This window comes from Metabacillus hrfriensis (genome assembly GCF_030127205.1).
Classification (GTDB): Bacteria; Bacillota; Bacilli; order Bacillales; family Bacillaceae; genus Bacillus_P; species Bacillus_P dongyingensis.
In genome coordinates this window covers 1,272,562-1,293,301 of record NZ_CP126116.1, presented here as the reverse complement: position 1 = coordinate 1,293,301, position 20,740 = coordinate 1,272,562, and the positions used below count along the sequence as shown (strand labels likewise).

22 protein-coding genes and 1 riboswitch are annotated in these 20,740 nt (G+C 41.5%); of the genes, 8 read left to right on the top strand and 14 right to left on the bottom strand.

Annotated elements, in window-relative coordinates:
• Positions 1-85: 85 nt before the first annotated feature.
• Positions 86-1,654 carry a sodium/solute symporter gene (locus QLQ22_RS06380; protein WP_338037034.1) on the bottom strand — a complete coding sequence of 523 codons (1,569 nt, stop codon included), beginning with the start codon at positions 1,652-1,654 and terminating at the stop codon, positions 86-88.
• Positions 1,651-2,016, bottom strand: a complete 366-nt coding sequence (locus QLQ22_RS06375; protein ID WP_223440500.1) for a DUF485 domain-containing protein — start codon at positions 2,014-2,016, stop codon at positions 1,651-1,653. Before QLQ22_RS06375 ends, QLQ22_RS06380 begins: the two co-directional genes overlap by 4 nt.
• 170 nt (positions 2,017-2,186) lie before the next feature.
• On the opposite strand from QLQ22_RS06375, the gene QLQ22_RS06370 reads away from it, so the two are divergent.
• Entirely contained in the window at positions 2,187-3,428 is a 1,242-nt protein-coding gene (locus QLQ22_RS06370) for a helix-turn-helix domain-containing protein (protein WP_284016236.1), read from the top strand.
• Between the two features lie 35 nt (positions 3,429-3,463).
• On the opposite strand, the gene QLQ22_RS06365 is transcribed toward QLQ22_RS06370, so the two are convergent.
• Positions 3,464-3,841, bottom strand: coding sequence for a dihydrofolate reductase family protein (locus tag QLQ22_RS06365; protein WP_284016235.1), 378 nt, complete (start codon positions 3,839-3,841; stop codon positions 3,464-3,466).
• 365 nt (positions 3,842-4,206) lie between these two features.
• On the bottom strand, positions 4,207-4,350 hold the full coding sequence (locus tag QLQ22_RS06360) for a dihydrofolate reductase family protein (RefSeq protein ID WP_284016234.1): 144 nt from the start codon (positions 4,348-4,350) through the stop codon (positions 4,207-4,209).
• A gap of 93 nt (positions 4,351-4,443) precedes the next feature.
• On the opposite strand from QLQ22_RS06360, the gene QLQ22_RS06355 reads away from it, so the two are divergent.
• The gene (locus QLQ22_RS06355) at positions 4,444-5,379 is read left to right on the top strand and encodes a helix-turn-helix transcriptional regulator (protein ID WP_284016233.1); all 936 of its coding nucleotides are present in this window, start codon (positions 4,444-4,446) and stop codon (positions 5,377-5,379) included.
• 24 nt (positions 5,380-5,403) lie between these two features.
• Here QLQ22_RS06355 and QLQ22_RS06350 read toward each other — a convergent pair whose 3' ends face one another.
• The 8 genes from QLQ22_RS06350 to QLQ22_RS06315 form a co-directional block, all read right to left on the bottom strand.
• Complete coding sequence (locus QLQ22_RS06350) at positions 5,404-5,778, bottom strand: DUF948 domain-containing protein (protein ID WP_223440490.1); 375 nt, start codon at positions 5,776-5,778, stop codon at positions 5,404-5,406.
• 80 nt (positions 5,779-5,858) lie between these two features.
• A complete protein-coding gene (locus tag QLQ22_RS06345; protein WP_284016232.1) occupies positions 5,859-7,073 on the bottom strand; it encodes a threonine synthase in 1,215 nt (404 codons plus the stop codon).
• Between the two features lie 112 nt (positions 7,074-7,185).
• Positions 7,186-7,485, bottom strand: a complete 300-nt coding sequence (locus tag QLQ22_RS06340) for a hypothetical protein (protein ID WP_252208252.1) — start codon at positions 7,483-7,485, stop codon at positions 7,186-7,188.
• Between the two features lie 200 nt (positions 7,486-7,685).
• Complete coding sequence (locus QLQ22_RS06335; RefSeq protein WP_223440484.1) at positions 7,686-8,135, bottom strand: YfmQ family protein; 450 nt, start codon at positions 8,133-8,135, stop codon at positions 7,686-7,688.
• Positions 8,136-8,320: 185 nt separating this feature from the next.
• Entirely contained in the window at positions 8,321-8,515 is a 195-nt protein-coding gene (locus QLQ22_RS06330) for a hypothetical protein (RefSeq protein WP_223440482.1), read from the bottom strand.
• A gap of 206 nt (positions 8,516-8,721) precedes the next feature.
• Positions 8,722-9,906 (bottom strand): cystathionine beta-lyase, encoded by a 1,185-nt coding sequence (gene metC, locus QLQ22_RS06325; RefSeq protein ID WP_252208250.1) that lies wholly within the window; start codon positions 9,904-9,906, stop codon positions 8,722-8,724.
• The gene (locus QLQ22_RS06320) at positions 9,893-11,017 is read right to left on the bottom strand and encodes a methionine biosynthesis PLP-dependent protein (protein WP_252208248.1); all 1,125 of its coding nucleotides are present in this window, start codon (positions 11,015-11,017) and stop codon (positions 9,893-9,895) included. The genes metC and QLQ22_RS06320 overlap by 14 nt, the downstream gene beginning before the upstream one ends.
• Before the next feature lie 85 nt (positions 11,018-11,102).
• Positions 11,103-11,232, bottom strand: a riboswitch (SAM riboswitch).
• Positions 11,233-11,302: 70 nt separating this feature from the next.
• Positions 11,303-12,190: a DMT family transporter gene (locus tag QLQ22_RS06315; protein WP_284016231.1), complete on the bottom strand. Its 888-nt coding sequence runs from the start codon at positions 12,188-12,190 to the stop codon at positions 11,303-11,305.
• 166 nt (positions 12,191-12,356) lie between these two features.
• Between QLQ22_RS06315 and QLQ22_RS06310 the strand changes: the two genes are divergently transcribed.
• The 5 genes from QLQ22_RS06310 to QLQ22_RS06290 all read left to right on the top strand — a co-directional run bounded on the left by QLQ22_RS06310 (position 12,357) and on the right by QLQ22_RS06290 (position 17,141).
• On the top strand, positions 12,357-12,560 hold the full coding sequence (locus QLQ22_RS06310) for a hypothetical protein (protein WP_223440477.1): 204 nt from the start codon (positions 12,357-12,359) through the stop codon (positions 12,558-12,560).
• Positions 12,561-12,652: 92 nt separating this feature from the next.
• Positions 12,653-13,375, top strand: coding sequence for an alpha/beta hydrolase (locus tag QLQ22_RS06305; protein ID WP_223440476.1), 723 nt, complete (start codon positions 12,653-12,655; stop codon positions 13,373-13,375).
• A gap of 72 nt (positions 13,376-13,447) precedes the next feature.
• On the top strand, positions 13,448-13,969 hold the full coding sequence (locus QLQ22_RS06300; protein WP_223440475.1) for a YjcG family protein: 522 nt from the start codon (positions 13,448-13,450) through the stop codon (positions 13,967-13,969).
• Positions 13,970-14,401 carry a GNAT family N-acetyltransferase gene (locus QLQ22_RS06295; protein ID WP_223440474.1) on the top strand — a complete coding sequence of 144 codons (432 nt, stop codon included), beginning with the start codon at positions 13,970-13,972 and terminating at the stop codon, positions 14,399-14,401.
• Between the two features lie 2,062 nt (positions 14,402-16,463).
• Positions 16,464-17,141, top strand: a complete 678-nt coding sequence (locus tag QLQ22_RS06290) for a DUF421 domain-containing protein (protein ID WP_284016230.1) — start codon at positions 16,464-16,466, stop codon at positions 17,139-17,141.
• On the opposite strand, the gene QLQ22_RS06285 is transcribed toward QLQ22_RS06290, so the two are convergent.
• Both QLQ22_RS06285 and QLQ22_RS06280 read right to left on the bottom strand, forming a co-directional pair.
• The gene (locus QLQ22_RS06285; RefSeq protein ID WP_284016229.1) at positions 17,138-18,025 is read right to left on the bottom strand and encodes an MBL fold metallo-hydrolase; all 888 of its coding nucleotides are present in this window, start codon (positions 18,023-18,025) and stop codon (positions 17,138-17,140) included. The two genes, QLQ22_RS06290 and QLQ22_RS06285, sit on opposite strands and share 4 nt — an antisense overlap.
• Before the next feature lie 26 nt (positions 18,026-18,051).
• Positions 18,052-18,294 carry a hypothetical protein gene (locus QLQ22_RS06280; protein WP_284016228.1) on the bottom strand — a complete coding sequence of 81 codons (243 nt, stop codon included), beginning with the start codon at positions 18,292-18,294 and terminating at the stop codon, positions 18,052-18,054.
• A gap of 157 nt (positions 18,295-18,451) precedes the next feature.
• Here QLQ22_RS06280 and QLQ22_RS06275 point away from each other — a divergent pair, with 157 nt between their 5' ends.
• Positions 18,452-20,713, top strand: a complete 2,262-nt coding sequence (locus QLQ22_RS06275; protein WP_223440466.1) for an ATP-dependent helicase — start codon at positions 18,452-18,454, stop codon at positions 20,711-20,713.
• The last annotated feature ends 27 nt before the right edge of the window (positions 20,714-20,740 follow it).

The following is a 20,740-nucleotide window of genomic DNA, read 5'->3' as shown; positions in this document are numbered from 1 at the left end:
CCTTGTCCATAAGGTTACGGGTCTATGCAAATCTAAAATGACCACAAAAAAAGAGAGCTGGATTCAGCCCTCTTCCCTATTATTGTTAAGCAATCTCAGATTCTTTCGAATGCACTTTTCTCATAAAGTCGTTTACATCAGATGGAACTTTACGGTCAAGTTTCGATACAATGTAAACAGACAGGAATCCGATTGGAACGGTAATCAGTCCAGGTACTCTGAATTGAAGGAATTCAGGCAGTGTCGTCGGGAAGAAAATCATATACATGGAAGAAAGCAGCCCGAGAACCAGTCCTGCAATTGCCCCTTTTTCTGTCATGCCTCTCCACCAGATACCGAGGATGAAGATAGGTGTAAATGTACTTGCAGCAACAGTAAAGGCCAGTGCAACAAGGTGACCAATTGATGCTTCTTTTACAAGAAGACCAAGAGCTCCATATAGAACGCCTAAAACGAGAATCGAGACCTTACCTGCTATAACGCGTTCTTTTTGAGTGATATTTTTTCTTAAAAAAGTAGCATATAAATCATGTGCCAAAGCACCAGAGCTTGCGATAAATAATCCGGACAAGTTTGAGAATACTGCTGCAAATGCGCCTGCAATAACAAGCCCAAGCAGCCATTCTCCGCCTAGAGCCTGTGCAGTTGAAGGAATGACCATGTTGTTTCCACCGGCTACAAGATCTTTCATCACTTGAGGATCCGCTGAACCGCTTAAGAAAATAGATCTGCCAACTGCTCCAAGGTAAACCGCGAAGAAAAAGAAAACGCTTGCAATTAGGATCGCCATAAGAGCTGATTTACGAGCGGCCTTTGCACTTGGGTTTGTATAAAAGCGCAATAGAATATGCGGAAGACCAATCGTACCTAACGCAAGTCCGATTGTCATGGAAATAGTCTGCCAGAAGGAAGGAAAGTAGTTTCCGGTGCCAATCCAAGTTTGACCGTCATGAACAACGTCTTTTCCGTCAGGGGCAAACGTTGCAGTTCCGGCAATGGTTCCTGTAAATTCTGTAACGGATGCAAGAATTCTTTCATAATATAAACCGCCGTAAATGGCCGCTACTACCATTAAAATAAATGCGCCAAGTCGAATCCATAATTCGAGCGCCTGGTTTAAAGTAGTTCCTTTCATTCCGCCGATTCCAACATAGAAGATCATGACACTGCAAGTAAAAATAATTCCAAATTCATAGCTTGTACCAAAGAACATGCTTAAAATTTGTGCCGCTCCCAATAATTGCGGTGCAGCATAGAAACCTGAAATAGCCAATACGACGGCAACCGCGGCCAGTCGGGCCCGTTTGCTGTGAAAGCGGTAGCCAAGAAAATCCGCAACCGTATAGGCACCAAATCTGCGCAGCGGTCCCGCAACAAAGATTGCCAGAAGGGTCAATCCGATAGAGAAGCAAAAAGCATAATAGGCTCCATCATAGCCAAGCTGAAACGTCAGGCCTGCAATCCCGAGGAATGTGGCAGCACTTAAATAATCCCCTCCGATGGCAGATCCATTTGTAAACCATCCGAAGCTCCGGCCGCCTACAAAAAAGTCAGAAGCCGTTGTGTTCCGCTTTGAAAGATACGTAATGTAGACAATCGTTCCCATCAGAAAAATGGTGAGCAGCATTTTTGGTTCGAATAAAGCAGCCATCAGTTGACACCTCTTCCGTCAGAAGGATGAATGGAGCTTTCTGTCGTCTGGCTCTTTCTCAATCTCTTCTCATATAAAGCAGTATGAATATAAGCAATAATAAAGGCCATTCCCATCGCAACAATCCCTGTAAAAAACCAGGCATATGTCATTCCGCCGTAAAAACTTGAAAACATAAACTCGGGTGCAAACCAATTCAGAATCGGCATCGCAAAAATAAAGGCAAAATAAAACAGTGTGAGTTTCGAACCTGTACGAAATTCACTTTTCATCAAGTGGCGTGTCTGCTGATCAAGCGGCGCAAGCTCCCGAACGTCAACTGTCCCTGCTTCTACATAATCATAGTCTTTAAACTCAGCGGCCAAAATCCGTTCCCCCTTTGTTTTTATCTATTTTCACTGCATGCCTGTATTTTACAATAGAAGGAAACGGCATACCTTACAATAAATTATCAGAAATGTATAAATATTTAATATATTCACCATTTCATGTATACTAGTACTAGAGACATACTGTAAGGGATGGGGAATTACGCGTGTACAACGTTACATTCATAGTGGAAGAAACAGCAGAAAAAGATAAAATGGCTGCATGGATACATGAAGAATTAGAGGATTCCCTGCAAACAGATGAAGGCAATAAAATCGGTTCTCTTACTATTGCCGTTGTAGAGATTGCCAAGCTATTTGACTGGGTCAAAATTCACCGGCTGCAAAAACAGCACCATGACTGCATCATCTTTCCGCTTCTTGACACATCTATGCTGAAAACATCTCCAATTGCCATCGAACTGCAGCTGCAATCCATGCTTGTAAAACCCGTCAAAAAACATACATTTATTAAAAGCTTAAGAAAAGTGATTACGTCCAATAAAAATGAAAGCGCAGTCATAACAAATTATGATTCGATCGTTCAGCAGATGGAACAGGACCGCGGGACTGATGCCCGTCTCCTTCCTTTTCAAGAAGCTTTCCTGCGCAGACTGCTCCGTGCCGAAGTAAAATCAGAAGAAGAGCTGTTTGCAGCACGGCCCTATCTTCCTGATAACTCAGTCCCAAACGCAGTTTGCTTTATACAGGGATTTATTCACAATCAGAGCAGGGAAAAAGCAGAATCTGCCCCTCTTCTCATTCAGACAGTCTTTAAAGAGCTTTTTTCCCAAGTGGGCCAGCAGCCGTCTTTTCTTGCTTACAAAAAACATTTGCTTATGCTCATCCAGGTTCCGCATGGCTTCTCTTCCATTCGGACTTGGCAGGAAGGCGAAAGCAAATTGCTCCATGGTATAGAAGTACTGAAAAATAAACATGGCATTCATTTATATATAGGTGTCGGTTCCATTTACAGAGAGCCTTTGCTTTTGTCCAATTCTTACCGGGAAGCACGCAAAGCAAGACGTACTCCGCATTACAACCGGCTCTCCCTTCGCTATTTTGAGGAAATAACCGATCATCCTCAAATCAATACATGTACAAGCTTTATTGCTGAACACTGTCAAAGTGATCTGACGACTAAAATTGTTGCAGATCAAATTAACATCAGTGTCCCTTATTTCTGCAAACTCTTCAAAAAGGAAACCGGACGCAGCTTTGTAGAATATGTAACCTTCGTCAGGCTGCAGCGCGCCGTCTGGATGCTCCGGCATACGGATCAGACAATTGAGCAAATTGCAGATGAACTTGGCTTTAATACCCCGAACTATTTCAGCTCTACCTTTAAAAAATATGTGAGCATTACCCCGAGCGAATATCGTTTGACGGATGAAATTCTGTTCGTATAAAGTTCAGGAAACGCATGGAGCTTACATGCGTTTTTTCAGACATTCACATAATGATTCTGTACAAATTCCCCAAACTGTCTGGTGCTCTTCAGCTTTAGCCTGATTTCAGGATTATTTGTCTTAAACAGCGGAATGCCATCACCTAAAATAATTGGGGCAGTCGTGATGATGTACTCATCGACCAAATTTTTTTTCATAAAGCTGTCCAATAGTCCGGCTCCTCCAACAAGCCATATGTCTTTGCCTTGCTGTGATTTTAATTTTCCAGCTAACGAAACAGGGTCTTCATTTGTAAAATGAATATCTGAATTTGTGCTGGTTTCTTTTCTTGTAAATACATAGCTGGTTTTTCCTTCATACGGATACTGATTATTGGTTAAAACAAGAACATGGTCATACGTTTTTTTCCCCATCACGACCGTATCAGCGGATCCGATAAACTCACTATAGCCATTGTCCCCTTCACCCTGAACCTCATCTAGCCAGCTGATATCCCCATCTCATATTAAGTGCAGCAAATTCGGCTATGAAACACTTATCTGGTGTGCAGCAAATTCAGTTTTGAAGCACTTATATCGTGTCGGAGCCCACATTAAGTGCAGCAAATTCAGTTTTGAAGCACTTATCTGGTGTAGAAGCCCGCAGTAAGTGCAGCAAATTCAGTTTTGAAGCACTTATCTGGTGCTGAAGTCCGCAGTAAGTGCTGCAAATTCGGTTATGAAGCACTTATATTGTGTCGGAGCCCATATTAAGTGCAGCAAATTCGGTTATGAAGCACTTATATCGTGTCGGAGCCCATATTAAGTGCTACAAATTCGGTTCTGAAGCACTTATCTAGTGTTGAAGCCCGCATTAAGTGCTGTCTTCGTGCAATGTATCCATCAAGACTAATTACAATGAATAAAACAATCTTCCGGCTCATATTTACATCTCCTTTAGTAATTAGGATTGACTTTCGCTTTCATAGTAACAGATAATGACGACAAAATTAGTCGTGATCAGAAAGGAAAAAAACATGTCAAAATTTCAGCGATTATTCAGTATCCTGTTCTACATAAACCGGAACAGAAAAGTAACGGCAGACGAATTATCTAATGAGTTTGGAGTATCTGTCCGCACTATCCAGCGTGATTTGGCCGAGCTTGAACAATGGGGCATGCCTCTATATAGTAAACAAGGACCTCACGGGGGGTACACTGTTTTGAAAAATAACATTCTTCCGCCGCTTTTCTTTACTGAAGACGAAGGACTGGCTTTATATTTTTCATATGAGCACCTGATGCACTACCAAACCCTGCCGTTTCAAACTGAAATTAAGGCCGCTTCCGATAAACTATATTTATCATTTAATGACGCAATCAAAAAGAAAATAAACGAAATAAAGAATCACATTTCCTTTTGGACTCCTCCTCAGAAAGTTTCCGCGCCTTTTTTAAATGATGTTCTCGTCAGCGCCGTCAGCCAAAAGCAGATCGAGATAGAATATGAGGGAAAAAAAGGAAAAGCCTTTCGCAAAATTCTTCCATATGGCATTTATGCATCTAAAGGGTTATGGTATTGTCCAGCCTATGACTACAGCCATCAGGAAGACCGATTATTCAGAGTGGACCGAATCTGCGGCATTAAGTTCATGGATGCAGAAGTATCTATAAGAACGAACCTGTCAGAATGGGTTTCTAAAATGGAAGAGCGGGAACAGATTCCTTTTAAGGTTCAATTGACCAAAAATGGAGTGAGGGAATGCAAGAGCATACCATCCCTTGCTGAACATATCACTCTGCATAATGATGGAACAGGCAGCATCTCTTCCAAAATCCCTATTGATGAAATCAACTATATGGCGAGATACTTTTATTTGCTTGGAGGGGACGCTTGCGTAGAAGAACCACAGGAACTGATAGAGGTGATATTATCACATGCGCGTGCCATGCTGGATCGGTATAACCATTAAAAAATTCCCCTTTCCGGGGAATTTTCATTTTAGCTTAATTTTCACTTCGCGGTTTGGCGCCTTATCGTTTTTCACCGGCGGAAGTCCATATCCATACCCAGTTGCCGCCTGTTTTACTGTATTCGTTACACTGTGGATGACCTCGCCCATATCCTGAGCAGATTCAAGCAAAGGTTCTACCGATTTCATCTTGCTTTTCACATCGACTGTAATTTGATTGGCAGAATGAATCAGATCCTCAGCCTCTCCAGTCAAATCATGAACAGCCTTTCTTACCTCAACTAGCGTCTCATTAGTCTCTTCAAGTGTAACCATTCCCCTTCTGAGCGTTTGAATCAAATACCCGACAAGACAAATAAACGCTAAAGCAGCTCCGACAGCACTTAGCTCAATTAACATATAGCACCCCCACGGCCGATTATGTACAAGACATGCTGTACATTGGTAAATTATATGTTTCGGCCATGGCCAGTAGAAGCTTATAGTTTCAGCATTTCACCTTTTCGAAGAAGCGGTGCTTCTGCATGAACAGTTTCCGGATATTTGATTCCCTGCCCTGTATTCAGGCAGACTACTGTCTCATCTTCTTTAATCCAGTTTCTTTCTCTTAAAATACGTGCCGCTGCAAAAGTCGCCGCCCCCTCGGGACAAATAAAACAGCCTTCTAATTCAGCAACATGTGACTGCTCCGCTTGAATCTCTTTTTCAGAAACAGCAATTGCACAGCCATTCGTATCATAAATTCCCTGAAGAACCAGAAAATCACCTATCGCTTTAGGAACATTAATGCCAAACGCATCCGTCTGCGAGTTTTCCCAGAACTCTGATTCCGTTTTGCCTTCATCAAAAGCTTTCACAATTGGCGCGCAGCCCTCAGCCTGAACAGCAACAAGACGGGGAAGCTTGTCCTTGCTGATCCAGCCAAGCTCCTGCAATTCAAGAAGTGCTTTGTAGATTCCGATTATGCCCACACCCCCGCCAGTCGGGTACAAAATAACATCAGGTACACTCCAATTCAGCTGTTCCGCAATTTCATACCCCATCGTCTTTTTCCCTTCAATGCGGTATGGCTCTTTTAGAGTAGAAGCATCGTAAAAACCCTCATCACTTACAACCTGCGCTACAACTTTGCCTGCATCACTTATTAATCCATCAATTAAATACAAGTTCGCACCGGATATTGCTGTTTCTTTTCTAGTAATAAGAGGCGCATCAAGAGGCATGATAATATACGGCTCAATTCCCGCTCTTGCTGCATAGAGTGACCACGCTGCACCCGCATTCCCGTTTGTCGGCATTGCAAATGTTTTCACACCCAGTTCCTTCGCTTTGGAAATACCGACAGCAGCTCCTCTCGCTTTAAAAGAACCGGTTGGAATGAGACCTTCATCTTTCATAAGAAGATGTTGAATCCCGAGTTCGCCTCCGATTCTGGCCATCTTAAGCAGCGGTGTCATGCCCTCTCCCATCGAAACAATATTGTCCGGATTTTCTACCGGCAGCAGCTCATGATATTTCCATAGACTGTTCTCCCGCTGACTTACCTCTTCTTTCGTCAAAACAGATTTAATTTGATCCAAATGATAGTTTACCAGTAACGGCGATCCGCACGCGCAAAGCTGCTGAATCGTTTCTGCTGAATACTCCGCCCCGCATTTCGGACAGCTTAAATGTGATAGATAACTATAGTTCATGAACAAATCCCTCCTAATAGAAAAAACCCCTAACAAGTGGATGTTAAGGGCCTTCGGTTTTCCGATCAGCATATGTATAGAAAGATAGCTTATCTTTTTTTTATAGTCAAACTTAACGGCTGCTTTCCCGATTATGTCTCCGTCTGAAAATCTGATTGATCATTTTATAATTTAAAACATTAAACCACAACAATGCATCCATAAAAAAACTGCCGGTCTCAACATCATCATTTCTCATTTTTTCCTCAATGAACCATCCAACAAAGTAGCTCCCCACAAGCCAGATCAAGTATATCTGCAGGAATTCACCGAAGGTCCCCTCAAAAGGAATCGCAATAAACTTAAAAATGGCAAGCACTCCTGTAATCAAAACAAAAAATGACGCACCTAAAAGAAAAAAGAGTCTAAACAAAAAACCTAAACACCCCACTGCATCTCACACCTCTCTCTAAAATAATATCATTCATCTGGAAGTTCGAGAATGTATTTTCTGTTTTTTCAGCTGCCGGTTAAGATGCAGTAATGAGAGGCAGGCGGATACCTGTATTTTAGTCACGAATGCTTGAGGTGAGTTATTTGCACTCTTTTTGGCAGAAGGATTATGCCAAGTTTTTAAACGATTTCCTCTGTTAATGAATTCGAACGTTTTTGGAGGCTATCAGAAAGCAGACTGTAGGCGGCTATTTTCTTTTTGTACTGTTTTACTACATAAACGTGATCTTTGTAACTGTATACAAATAACCTAACATCCTTTTTTCCTCTTTTAGTATCAATAACTATTGGAGTCCCGCTGTTATCTGGATGTAAAAATAATTTCTCGCTCCCTGGATAGATATAATATTTTTTAAAAAATGTAGCTTCGTTAAAATAATTAATAACTTGAATTTTTTCTTCACCTTCCAATAAATTCCCATTAATAGTTAGTGTGGAATTTGAGTCACTAAGTTTTGAATGAATCTCAAATTTGCTGAGAAGCCATTCAACACCAAACGTTGGAATACAGGTTATTACTATTTTAAGAGCACTCATTAGAATTAATGAAATCAAAACTGCCCAAGTCATATTTATCATTCTCCTTCCTTTAATAGTTGAACTTTTATAACACTATAAACCTAATGATGTGTCCTAAATTCTTTAAATACCTAAATCAATATTTTCTTCTTTTTCCACAGGAAATGTACACCTGACAAAATTATTATCACGTTCTTCTGATTTATAGATCCATTAGGTTATTGACATGATCTAAATTAGGCAAACCATGATACATATACGCCTACTGCAATAAGAGAAATAAAAATAACAATAACGTAAATCCAAGTTAAATTGGAAGTGTTTCGTTTTACTGCGTTCCTATAATCTTTATCGCCTTTTCCAGCTATTAATAAAGTGGAAATAAGTGAAACGATTCCAATAATTATCACTAAACCTATTGCAAGTTCCATGGTATACACCTCATTATCTGCACAGGCAGCTTCTCAGCTTATCTGCGTTACTTATAAACTCTACCGTATTATACAATTAAGAACAAATGTAATAACCGTCCAATTTGGAATAATTTTGACCATCCATTTCATAGTTGTCTTGCGAAAGTTTCTATACAACACGAAAAAAAAAACGATTCCCCACAAAGGAATCGTCCTAAACTCTATCAAGCTCTCAATTTATTAATAGCATGTGCAGGCAGCTTCGCCAAGGCCTTCTCAAAATCTTTGATCAAGTCGTCTGCATCCTCAAGACCTACGCTGATGCGCAATAAACCATCCGAGATCCCGCGGCGCTCCCGCTCTTCTTTTGGCATGGCAGCGTGAGACATTCTGGCCGGATAGGAAAGAATAGATTCTACTGCGCCGAGGCTTACAGCAAATACAGGGAGCTCCACATTTTTAACAAGGGTGCGGACAGCGTCTTCATCGGCTAATGTGAATGATAGCACGGCACCTGGTCCATCCGCCTGGTAACGCTGAATCGAGTGGCCAGGATGGAACGTTAATCCTGGATAATAAACGTTTCGGACAGCTTTATGCTTAGACAAGTACTCTGCCAGCTTCCTCGCAGATGCTGATGATTGCTGTAGTCTGACGTTCAGTGTTTTCATTCCGCGGAGCACAAGCCAGCTGTCCTGCACGCCGAGTACCGCACCGAACGCATTTTGCAGTTTTCCTACCTGTGCAGCAAGCTCTTCGTCTTTTACAACCGCGAGTCCTGCAAGTACATCACTGTGTCCGGCCAAAAACTTGGTTGCGCTGTGAAGCACGATATCGACTCCTAGCTCGAGTGGACGCTGAAGGACTGGTGTTAAAAACGTATTGTCTAAAAATGTTAAACAGTTATTTGCTTTTGCAAGTTTCGTAATGCCCTGGATGTCGGTAATTTTCAAAAGCGGATTTGACGGTGTCTCAACATAGATAACTTTTGTATTCGGCTTGATGTGTGACGCCACTTCATGCAAATCGGTCATGTCGACAAAGCTGTATTCAATGCCGAATCTGCTCAATACATCTGTGATGATCCTGTATGTTCCGCCGTATACATCTTCAGTAATTAGAACGTGGTCTCCTTTAGAAAGGAGCAAGAAACAGGTTGAAATGGCCGCCATTCCAGAAGCAAAGGCAAATCCTTTGGTACCGCCTTCTAGTTCGGCAATTGTTTCTTCTAATGCCTCGCGTGTCGGGTTCCCCGATCTGCTGTAATCAAATTTTCCATAGTCATCAAAGTCAAATTGGTGAAAAGTAGAGGAATGATTGATCGGCACGCTTACCGCTCCTGTTTCCTTTTGCACCTTTTGACGATTGTGGAGCAGCTTCGTCTCGAATTTCCAATCATCGTTGCTCAACTTTCTCCGCCTCCTTCATCAGTTCAAATGCTTCTGTTAAATCCTTTTCCAAATCTCCTGCGTATTCAATTCCGACAGAAAAGCGCAATAGCCTGTTGCACACGCCATTTGCAACGCGAATCTCTTCAGGAATATCCATATGAGTCTGAGTCGCTGGATATGTGATAAAGCTTTCCACTCCGCCCAGGCTTTCTGCAAATGTGATCGTCTTTAAGGCTTTCAAAAATGGATTCACCCATTCTTCCTTCTGCAGCCTGAATGAAAGCATTCCGCCTTTGCCAGGATAAAGCACCTCTGTCACTTCTGTTTGATTTTCAAGAAATACTGCAAGCTTTCCGGCATTTTTTTCATGCTGGTTCATCCGCAGGGCCAGGGTTTTCATGCCGCGGATCAAGAGCCATGAATCAAAAGGAGAAAGCACCCCCCCGATCGCGTTGTGATGCTGTGCAAGCTCTTCACAAAGCTCTGTTCCCTTAGCAACAACCAAACCGGCAAGCACATCATTGTGTCCGCCCAAATATTTGGTGGCACTATGTATGACAATGTCCGCTCCATCTAAAATCGGCGTTTGCAGGATCGGCGTGTAGAAGGTGTTGTCGACAATCAGCAGCAGATGGTTTTCACGGGCTATTTTAGCAATCTTGCTGACCTCTGTTTCCTGCATCAAAGGATTAGTCGGAGTTTCCAGAAAAATGGCCTTTGTGCGTTCATTGATCAGCTGCTGCGTACAGTTTTCGTCGTTAAAATCAGCGTAATGAAAAACAAGTCCGTATTTTCTCCATTCCCGTTCGAATAAACGGTAGGTTCCTCCGTACAAATCTGAGGATACAATGAGCTCGTCTCCGCTTTTAAACAATGCCATCAATGTCTGAATCGCTGCCATTCCTGAACTGAAGGCATATCCCTGATCTCCATGCTCAAGCTCTGCAATGGCTTTTTCAAGTATCGCCCGAGTAGGATTTCCAGTGCGGATGTAATCAAATCCAGTTGATTCCCCAATTCCATTGTGCCTGTATGCTGTAGAAAAATAGACGGGCGGATTCACTGTTCCCGTTACGTTTTCACTTCGATTTCCAATTTGCGCCAAGATTGTTTCAATGCGTTCTGACATTTCCAACACCGTCCCATTGTTTTTTCTAAAATAAAAAACGTCTTCCTCATTTAAGAAGAAGACGTTGATATCGAATGATTGCTTCTCCTTATCTCCCAAGCTTATTACCTGCGCTTGCTGGATTTAGCACCTTGGTTCGAACAGGAACATTCTCTGTTCTTTTCCGGTTGCTGAGATTTCACAGGGCCAGAACCCTCCATCTCTCTGGATAAGAATAAATAGTATGAACTTTTTGAATTGTTTTTATAACCTTATCTCATTATCAAATATTTTGCAAGGGGTTTTTTATGAATATTTACGATTCACAATCATCACACCTGCAATAATCAACAAACCGCCTGCCCCGCTCATTAATAAAAAAGGTTCATTCAGCAAGATGACTGCCGCAATAACAGTTGCAAGCGGTTCAAAGTAAAGAAAGGATGACACTTTAGCCGCCTCCATGACCTCCAGGGCTTTTCCCCAAAACCAGTAAGCGACTGCCGAGACAAAGATTCCGAGAAACAGCAAATGAGTCCAGTTTTCCTGTGTCAGCACAGTCAGCTGAACCCAGCCGTTATTTCTCATAAAGAATGGAATTGTCATCAAAAAACCAATAAGGCTTGTATAAAAAGTAATGGTTAATGCAGGATAAGGGATTTTTAATTTTTTTATAAGAATGGAATAAACCGCCCAATTTAATGTACTTAAGATCATCAGTGCATATCCCATATTAGCATGAAAGGTTAATGACCCGCCTTGTCCATAAGATGTAATCAAGAGAACGCCAAGTACAGCAATTGACATGCCTGCAGCTTTAAAAAGCGTAAACGTTTCTTTTAAAAATAGAGATGCCAGAACTGCTGTGAATATCGGGGAAAAAGAGATGATCCATCCTGCTTCTGATGCCTGAATAGACTTCAATGCCGCAGCCTGTATGATTTGATGGACAAAGATTCCGAGTACGGCAAGTATAAAAACCTCAGGGAGATAATCCATTTTTATTTTTAAAGGCTGACGAAAAAGGAAAAGAAGGAGGAATAAAAAGAGAGATGCAATACCAAAACGCAAAACAAGCAATGTAAAAGGTTCCAGCTGAACTAAAACAGCTTTTGTTGATACAAAGGAAATTCCCCAGAACGAAATTGAGACAGCTGCATAGATACCTGCTGTAACATGAATTGATTTCCTCATTTTCAGGCATCCTTCCCTTTATCAGGCTTGTCTTCTTATAAGGAATATGTACGGAATAAAGGAATTATGACGGGTTTAAATCTGTCAAAAAGTGTTCAAATGAACTGTCTTTTTTTTACAGATTACCTTGGTATATTTATCCTATAAGTGAAAGGCGGCAATACGGATGACATATTCATTAACAAAGCCAAAATGGGGTCTTTTTACAATCCTTGTTCTTCTCATAGCGGGATCAAATGCGGCGATTTACCGATTTCCATTTATGCAGCCTGTTCCAGCAGGAGCAAAGAACGCAAATGTTATTCTTCTGAATGCGGATGAGGCCCGTCAATTCATTTCAGACGTATCAGCAAAAATCAATCGTGCATGAAGCAAGAATTTTGTCACAATTCATGCTAAAATAAATGGAAGCGTTTTTAATAATGGATGTGACAGCGTCCAACATCTTTGGAGGTATTTGTGATGACAGCAAAAGCAGGAATTGTAAAAGAGACGCTGCTTTATTCAAAAGAATTAGAAGAAGAAGTAACGCTCCTGATTTATCTGCCGAAGAATTATTCGCCGCTTTATAAGTATAGCCTGATCATTGCACAGGACGGTCAGGATTACTTCAGACTCGGGCGCATCTCAAGGCAGACAGAAGAGCTGTTAAGTGAGAAAGAAATTGAAAATGTGATCATTGTCGGCATACCGTATCGTGACGTGCATGACCGCCGTGATAAATATCATCCTGAAGGGCCGAAGCAAAAAGCTTATATTCGCTTTTTGGCTCATGAAGTTGTTCCTTTTCTGGACAAGGAGTTTCCAACCTATCAAATGGGTGCCGGGCGGGCTCTAATTGGAGATTCTCTGGCTGGAACGGTATCCTTTATGACTGCTCTTACTTATCCGAATACGTTTGGTAAAGTAATTATGCAATCACCTTATTCAGATGAAACGGTTCTGCAAATGGTAGAGGACTTTTCTTCTCCTGCCTTATTATCGGTCTATCATCAAATTGGCACGAAAGAAACAGAAGTCAAAACGACTGACGGCGCAGTTCAGGACTTCCTTGCCCCAAACAGGAAACTGCACGCGGCCATTGACGCTAAAGGAATTCCATCCGTCTATGAAGAATTTGAAGGCGACCACAAATGGACTTTCTGGCAGCCGTCTTTGAAAAAGATTTTAAAAACAATGTTCTAATTGGCTCATATGCTTTAAACCGTAATTTTTGATATACTATGAATACATATTTATACATGGGAGGGAACACTTATGAAGTACGGTATTGCCATTTTTCCATCAAAAAAACTGCAGGATTCAGTCAACTCTTACCGAAAGCGCTATGATCCCAATTACGCTTTGATTCCGCCTCACTTGACGCTTAAACAGCCATTTGAAGCGACAGAAGAGCAGCTAAGGGACATTTCAAGAGAACTGCGTCAGATTGCACAAAGAATGCAGCCGCTCTCACTTTCTATCAGAAAATTCAGTTCCTTTTCACCAGTAAACAACGTCATTTATCTTAAAGTTGAACCGACAGAAGAAATCCTGAATCTGTATGATGCTCTTCATGGAGAATATTTCTCACATATTGAGCCTGAATATGCCTTTGTTCCTCATATTACGATTGGTCAAAATCTGTCTGATGATGAGCATTCAGATGTGCTTGGCCGCCTGAAAATGACAGATTTTCAGCATGAAGAAACTGTTGACCGCTTCCATCTCCTCTATCAGCTGGAAAATGGATCATGGACGGTTTATGAGACATTTCTTCTTGGAAAGGAAGGTCTGTAAGTGATCGCAAGAATTGTGAAGTCAGATGAAGAATTGCAGGACGCCTATGATGTCCGAACAAAAGTATTTGTAGAAGAACAGCATGTGCCTGAGGAAGAAGAAATCGATCAGTTTGAAAGAGAAGCTTCTCACGTTGTTTTATATGACGGAGACAAACCGGTTGGTGCAGGACGTTTTCGCATCCTGAACGGCATCGGCAAAATTGAACGAATTTGCGTGCTTCCTGATTACCGTTCTAAAGGCGCAGGCAAAATCATCATGGAAAAACTTGAAGAGATCGCTGCTTCAAAAGAAATGCAGACCCTAAAGCTGAATGCACAAACACATGCAGAGCCTTTCTATGAGAAGCTTGGCTATAACACCATTTCAAAAGAAACATTTTTAGATGCAGGCATTCCGCATGTTACGATGGTAAAAGAAATAAAAGCTTAAAAAACAGCTAACGGGTTGAGTTTTTAAGGCGATAAAACAGCAAAATAAAGAAGAAAACGGGTACTACATTGCACTGTGCAAGTGGTATCCGTTTTTTTGTTGTGATTATTTGTTCTTAGGGTTTCTTTGAGTACCCAAAACCATGGAGTGAGCTCTTTTGAGGAATCATTTACCTTCTTTGAGTACTCAAAAACAAGGAGTTGACTTTTTTGAGGACTCATACACCTCCTTTGAGTACTCAAAACCCTGAAGTTAGCTCTTTTGAGGAATCCTACACCTTCTTTGAGTACTCAAACCCATGGAGTTGGTTTTTTTGAGTACTCCTACACCTTCTTTGAGTACTCAAAACCCTGAAGTTGGCTCTTTTGAGGAATCCTACACCTTCTTTGAGTACTCAAAACCATGGAGTTGGCTCTTTTGAGGAATCATACACCTTCTTTGAGTACTCAAAACCATGGAACTGGCTCTTTTGAGGAATCATACACCTTCTTTGAGTACTCAAAACCCTGGAGCTGGCTTTTTTGAGTACTCATACACCTTCTTTGAGTACTCAAAAACCTGGAGCTGGCTTTTTTAAGTACTCATACACCTTCTTTGAGTACTCAAAAACCTGAAGTTGGCTCTTTTGAGGAATCATACACCTTCTTTGAGTACTCAAAAACCTGGAGCTGGCTTTTATAAGTACTCATACACCTTCTTTGAGTACTCAAAACCCTGGAGCTGGCTTTTTTGAGTACTCATACACCTTCTTTGAGTACTCAAAAACCTGGAGCTGGCTTTTTTAAGTACTCATACACCTTCTTTGAGTACTCAAAAACCTGAAGTTGGCTCTTTTGAGGACTCATACACCTTCTTTGAGTACTCAAGACCATGGAGTTGGTTTTTTTGAGTACTCATTCACCTTCTTTGAGTACTCAAAACCTTGAAGTTGACTTTGTTGAGGAATCATACACCTTCTTTGAGTACTCAAAAACCTGGAGCTGGCTTTTTTAAGTACTCATACACCTTCTTTGAGTACTCAAAAACCTGAAGTTGGCTCTTTTGAGGAATCATACACCTTCTTTGAGTACTCAAGACCATGGAGTTGGTTTTTTTGAGTACTCATTCACCTTCTTTGAGTACTCAAAACCTTGAAGTTGACTTTGTTGAGGAATCATACGCCTTCTTTGAGTACTCAAGCCCATGGAGCTGGCTTTTTTGAGGACTCATACACCTTCTTTGAGTACTCAAAACCATGGAGTGAGCTCTTTTGAGGACTCATACACCTTCCTTGAGTACTCAAAACCATGGAGTGAGCTCTTTTGAGGACTCATACACCTTCTTTGAGTACTCAAACCCATGGAGTTGACTTTTTTGAGTACTCATACACCTTCTTTGAGTACTCAAAAACCTGGAGCTGGCTTTTTTAAGTACTCATACACCTTCTTTGAGTACTCAAAACCATAGAGTGTTCTTTGAGTACTCAAAACCCTGAAGTTAGCTCTTTTGAGGACTCATACACCTTCTTTGAGTACTCAAAACCATGGAGTGAGCTCTTTTGAGGAATCATACACCATCTTTGAGTACTCAAAACTCTGGAGCTGGCTCTTTTGAGGAATCATACAACTTCTTTGAGTACTCAAAACCCTGGAGCGGGCTTTTTTGAGGACTCCTACACCTTCTTTGAGTACTCAAAACCCTGAAGTTGGCTCTTTTGAGTACTCCTACACCTTCTTTGAGTACTCAAAACCCTGAAGTGGGCTTTTTTGAGTACTCATACACCTTCTTTGAGTACTCAAGCCCATGGAGCTGGCGCTTTTTTAAGTACTCCTACACCTTCTTTGAGTACCCAAAACCCTGAAGTTGGCTTTTTTGAGTACTCATACACCTTCTTTGAGTACTCAATCCCATGGAGCTGGCTTTTTTTAAGTACTTATACACCGTAATACTTGATGCTGTCTTGTTTTTTAGAATTTAAATTCCAGCAGCATCAATTAATACCGATGTTTTAAGATTTCTTCTTCAATAAAAAAGGCCAAACCTGCACATGCTAACTTCATCTAATACGAGACAAGGTGACGCTATGGAGTTTTTACATACAGGTGTTGATTTAATCGTTGGTTTTTTCGGATTATTTTTTTTAACAAGAATTTTAGGTAAAACCCAAATTACCCAAATTACTACATTTGACTTCATTTCTGCTCTAGTACTTGGGGAGCTTGTAGGAAATGCCGTATTTGACGCCGATACCGGCATACTTAAAATACTCTTCGCCATTTCTGTATGGGGATCTCTTATTTATCTCCTTGAAATTATTACGCAAAAATGGAAAAACACGAGAGCCTTTTTAGAAGGAAGACCCACTATTATTATTCATCAGGGCAGAATTATTCGTGAGAGTTTAAAAGCAAGCAAGCTTGATCTCAATCAGCTTCAGCATCTGGTAAGAGCAAGAGGCGCATTTTCATTGAGTGAAGTAGCTTTTGCTGTTCTGGAAACAGATGGGACCGTAAACATCTTAAAAAAACCCGAATTTGAAATGCCGACGCGAAATGATTTTAGCATACCGCAAGAAAAGGCTATTTTGCCTTTTTCAATGATTCTTGATGGTGAAGTCCTGCTTGATAATGTACAGGAAGCAGGATTTTCAGAAGAATGGCTGCAGGAAGAGCTCAAGAAGCAAAATATAAAGACCTACAAAGAGGTCTTATACGCTGAATGGCTTGAAGGAGAAGGGCTTTACCTTCAAAAAATGAATTAACTTTTTAAATAAAGGATGGCATCCTCAATCACCATTTCGGCTTTTTGATCTTTTATCAGCATCGTCGCGTATGCCATGATTGCCGTTCTAAACAGCAGCCATGATGAAAGGGATGATGGATTAACGCCAAAATGACGGCACATTTTTTGGATGACTTGTTCATGAGTATGAGGACTGCTTGAGAGAATGTCCAAAAGGACGGAGAGAACGTAATGATGATACTCTATATTTAGCTTGACCGTTTCTTGAAACGCTTCCTCATAATTCCCATGACCCGGCACCGCTCCGAGACATTCGATGGTTAAAAGTTTTTCTAAGGATTTAAGTGTATCTTCGGCGTCTATGATGTAAGGAATCTTATGTTTTTTTATCTGTTCTGCACCAAAATAGGCGTCCGCAGCAAATAATATGCCGTCCACTATCACGCCAAGCTGCATAAGACTGTGACCGGGGAATGCCATGCATTCAAATAAGACATCGCCAAATTGGTGTTTTCCTTCCGTTACCACTTCATCAATGATAATAGGTGCCCCTTCCAGAAATTTGTTCCGCAGCTCAGGGAGGGGCTTGTTGCCTTGAAATAAATAAAGCGGTTCTAATATCGGATTGGTTAATATGGCTGCCTCTTCTTTTGAAGCGTATGTATGAACTGGATGATTTTCCTGAATATATGCAGCGCCGCCGTAATGGTCGGCGTGAGCATGCGTGATAAATAAATGGCTTAATGGAAAGCCTTGGGCTGTTAATTGCCTGCAGACTTTTTTTGCTGTTTGAGGATCCAGTCCTGCGTCAATAAGCATGCCATAATTGCCGCTCATGATATAGCCGATATTAACGGCACCTTGAAAATAAAAGCATTTTTCCGTTAGTTTGATGCATTTCATGACATACCCCTTTTGACTAAGTCTTTTCAAATCGATTCGTTAAACAGACGTCCATTCCCTGTCAAAGTTTTCAAATAAACCTCACTTAGCCGCTTTGTCCGTTTTGACTGATTCAGCATATGGTCAAATTTCTTCTCTTCCTTCCTCGATCTGGTGTTTAGTTCAATTCGCGCGACACTTGATAATTCTGCATAATCCGGCTTTTGCCTGACCATCCGATTGGTGTACTGCACATATTGATCTATAAGAATTGGTGCTGCGTAACTCATCTCCATCACCCCTGTCAGTATCTATTCCCATTATTTCGTTCTCTAAAACGAATGTTCCTTCCCCTTTTTTGTTTTGCTTCCTTTTGATAAGATAGAGCTTGTGTGTCTTTATTTATAAAGGTACGCATTTTACTGTGAAATTATGGGAGGACTTTCGTTGATTTGCGGAAAATTTAAAGATGAATTTATACAGCTCCCTTACTTGGCCAGAGAACGTTTTCAGCAGGTCTATGAAGCAAGCCTTCATGGAAAAGTAACATGCGCATGCTGTAATCAGCCATTAAAGCTATACTTAGGCATCAAACAAAAACCTTATTTTTATCATGCTGATCATGCGATACATGAACAATGTGAACAATACAGCGAAACGATTCAGCAGGCTGCTGCCTCAAAAGAGATCGTTTATAAAGAAACAAACGGTTTCCGTATGCCTGCCCAAAGAGCCATAGGCGGGGATCAGCCTAAAAAAGAAACTGCCTGGAAGCCTTACCAGCTTGCAAAACTCGGACAAACACCCTTGCGTGCAAAAGAAAAAACGGCTGCAAAAAGCATTCTGGAAGTAAAGCTTGATGATACACAGCTTGAAGCTGTTACTACTATTGACGGTCCGCTTCTTGTTCTCGCTGGCGCCGGGAGCGGCAAAACCCGTGTTTTAACCACACGCGCTCTTTACATGATGGAGGAACAGCAAATAAACCCAGCCTCCATTATGCTTGTCACCTTCACTTCAAAGGCCGCACAGGAAATGAAACACCGTTTAAATGAATATGCCGCATCGCCTTCATCAGGAAGGCTGGTTTGCGGTACCTTCCACAGCATTTTTTACAAAATATTGATGCACAGTGATCCCGAAAGATGGAATGGTCAGCACTTAATTAAATGGGACTGGCAGAAAGAGCAGTACATAAAATCCGCCGGACGCGAGCTTGGTCTAAATGAAAAAGAGTTTCCATACGATCAGGCTCTGCAGCAGATTAGCTTTTGGAAAAATACGTTTCTCTCTAACCGCGGCATTAAGCCTGAAACAGAATGGGAAGAACAGGCCTTATTTCTATACGAAAAATATGAAGAAATGAAGAGCGCTCAGAACCAGTTCGATTTTGATGATATGCTGATCAAATGCTACGAGCTTTTAGCAGAAAATCCTGATCTGCTTGCCCAATATCAAAACCGATTCCGTTATTTTCTCGTGGATGAGTTCCAGGACATTAATCCCGTTCAGTACGAGCTGCTAAAAATGCTGTCATCTCACACAAATCAGCTTTGTGTTGTCGGCGATGATGATCAATCTATTTATGCATTCAGGGGCAGCGATCCTTCTTTTATTCTGAATTTCAAAAGTGATTTTCCTGACGCGAAAATTGTGACACTTGCAGAAAATTACCGGTCAAGCCATGAAATCGTTTCAAGCGCCAATTCTGTTATTTCTAAAAATAAACAGCGCCACCAAAAAGCCATGAACGCACAATATCAAAATGAGGCACCTCCGCTCTTCTTTTTTCCTCATGATGAAGAAGAGGAAGCGACGCTAGTTGTGAATGACATGAAGGAAAAGCTTGAAAACGGAGCAAAACCGGGTGAGTTTGCCGTCCTGTACCGGACCCATACGGCAGGCCGCGCCATTTTCGAGCGGCTCGCTCAATCGAGCATTCCTTTTACGATTGAACAGGAAGGCCTTTCTTTTTACGAAAGGAGAATGGTTAAGGGGCTGCTTGCTTACTTAAGGCTTGGGATGAACCCTGATGATTCTGCAGCCATCGTCCATGTGATGAGCGCCCTGTTCATAAAACAGAGTGCCCTGAACGACTTAAAGGCTTTTTCCATCACACACGATTGCACATTTGTTGAAGCGCTGACCAAACTAGATTCCCTTCAGCCTTTTCAAAAGGCAAAAATCAAGCGGATTGTCCCTATGTTTGCAAAATTGAAAGCATTAAAGCCGACAGCTGCCATTGATATGATTGAAAAAGATATGGGGTTCTCTGACTTTTTGAAAAAAAGAGGCAATGAAGGGAATGCCATTGAAAAAGGCTCGGACGATCTGAAAGATTTAAGAGTGCTTGCCAATAAATTCGATACGATCGCAGAACTTCTTGCGCATGTCGAGCATATGACAGCCAAATCGAAAGAATGGAAACAAAAGCGGGAACCCCATGCCGTTCAGTTGATGACGGTGCACCGGGCGAAGGGGTTAGAGTATGAACATGTCTATATTTTAGGTGCTGTAGACGGAGGCCTTCCGCATGATTTCGCCCTGGACTCCTTCCGAAAAGGCGATGAAAAGCCAATTGAAGAAGAACGCCGCTTAATGTATGTCGCCATGACACGTGCTAAATCTTCTCTGTCTGTTTCTGTACCTCAATACAGACGGGGACGGAAAGCGATTCCGTCACGCTTTATCAGAGGATTGATGGTTTAGAGTTTGAGGCAATCAGCGGAAATCATG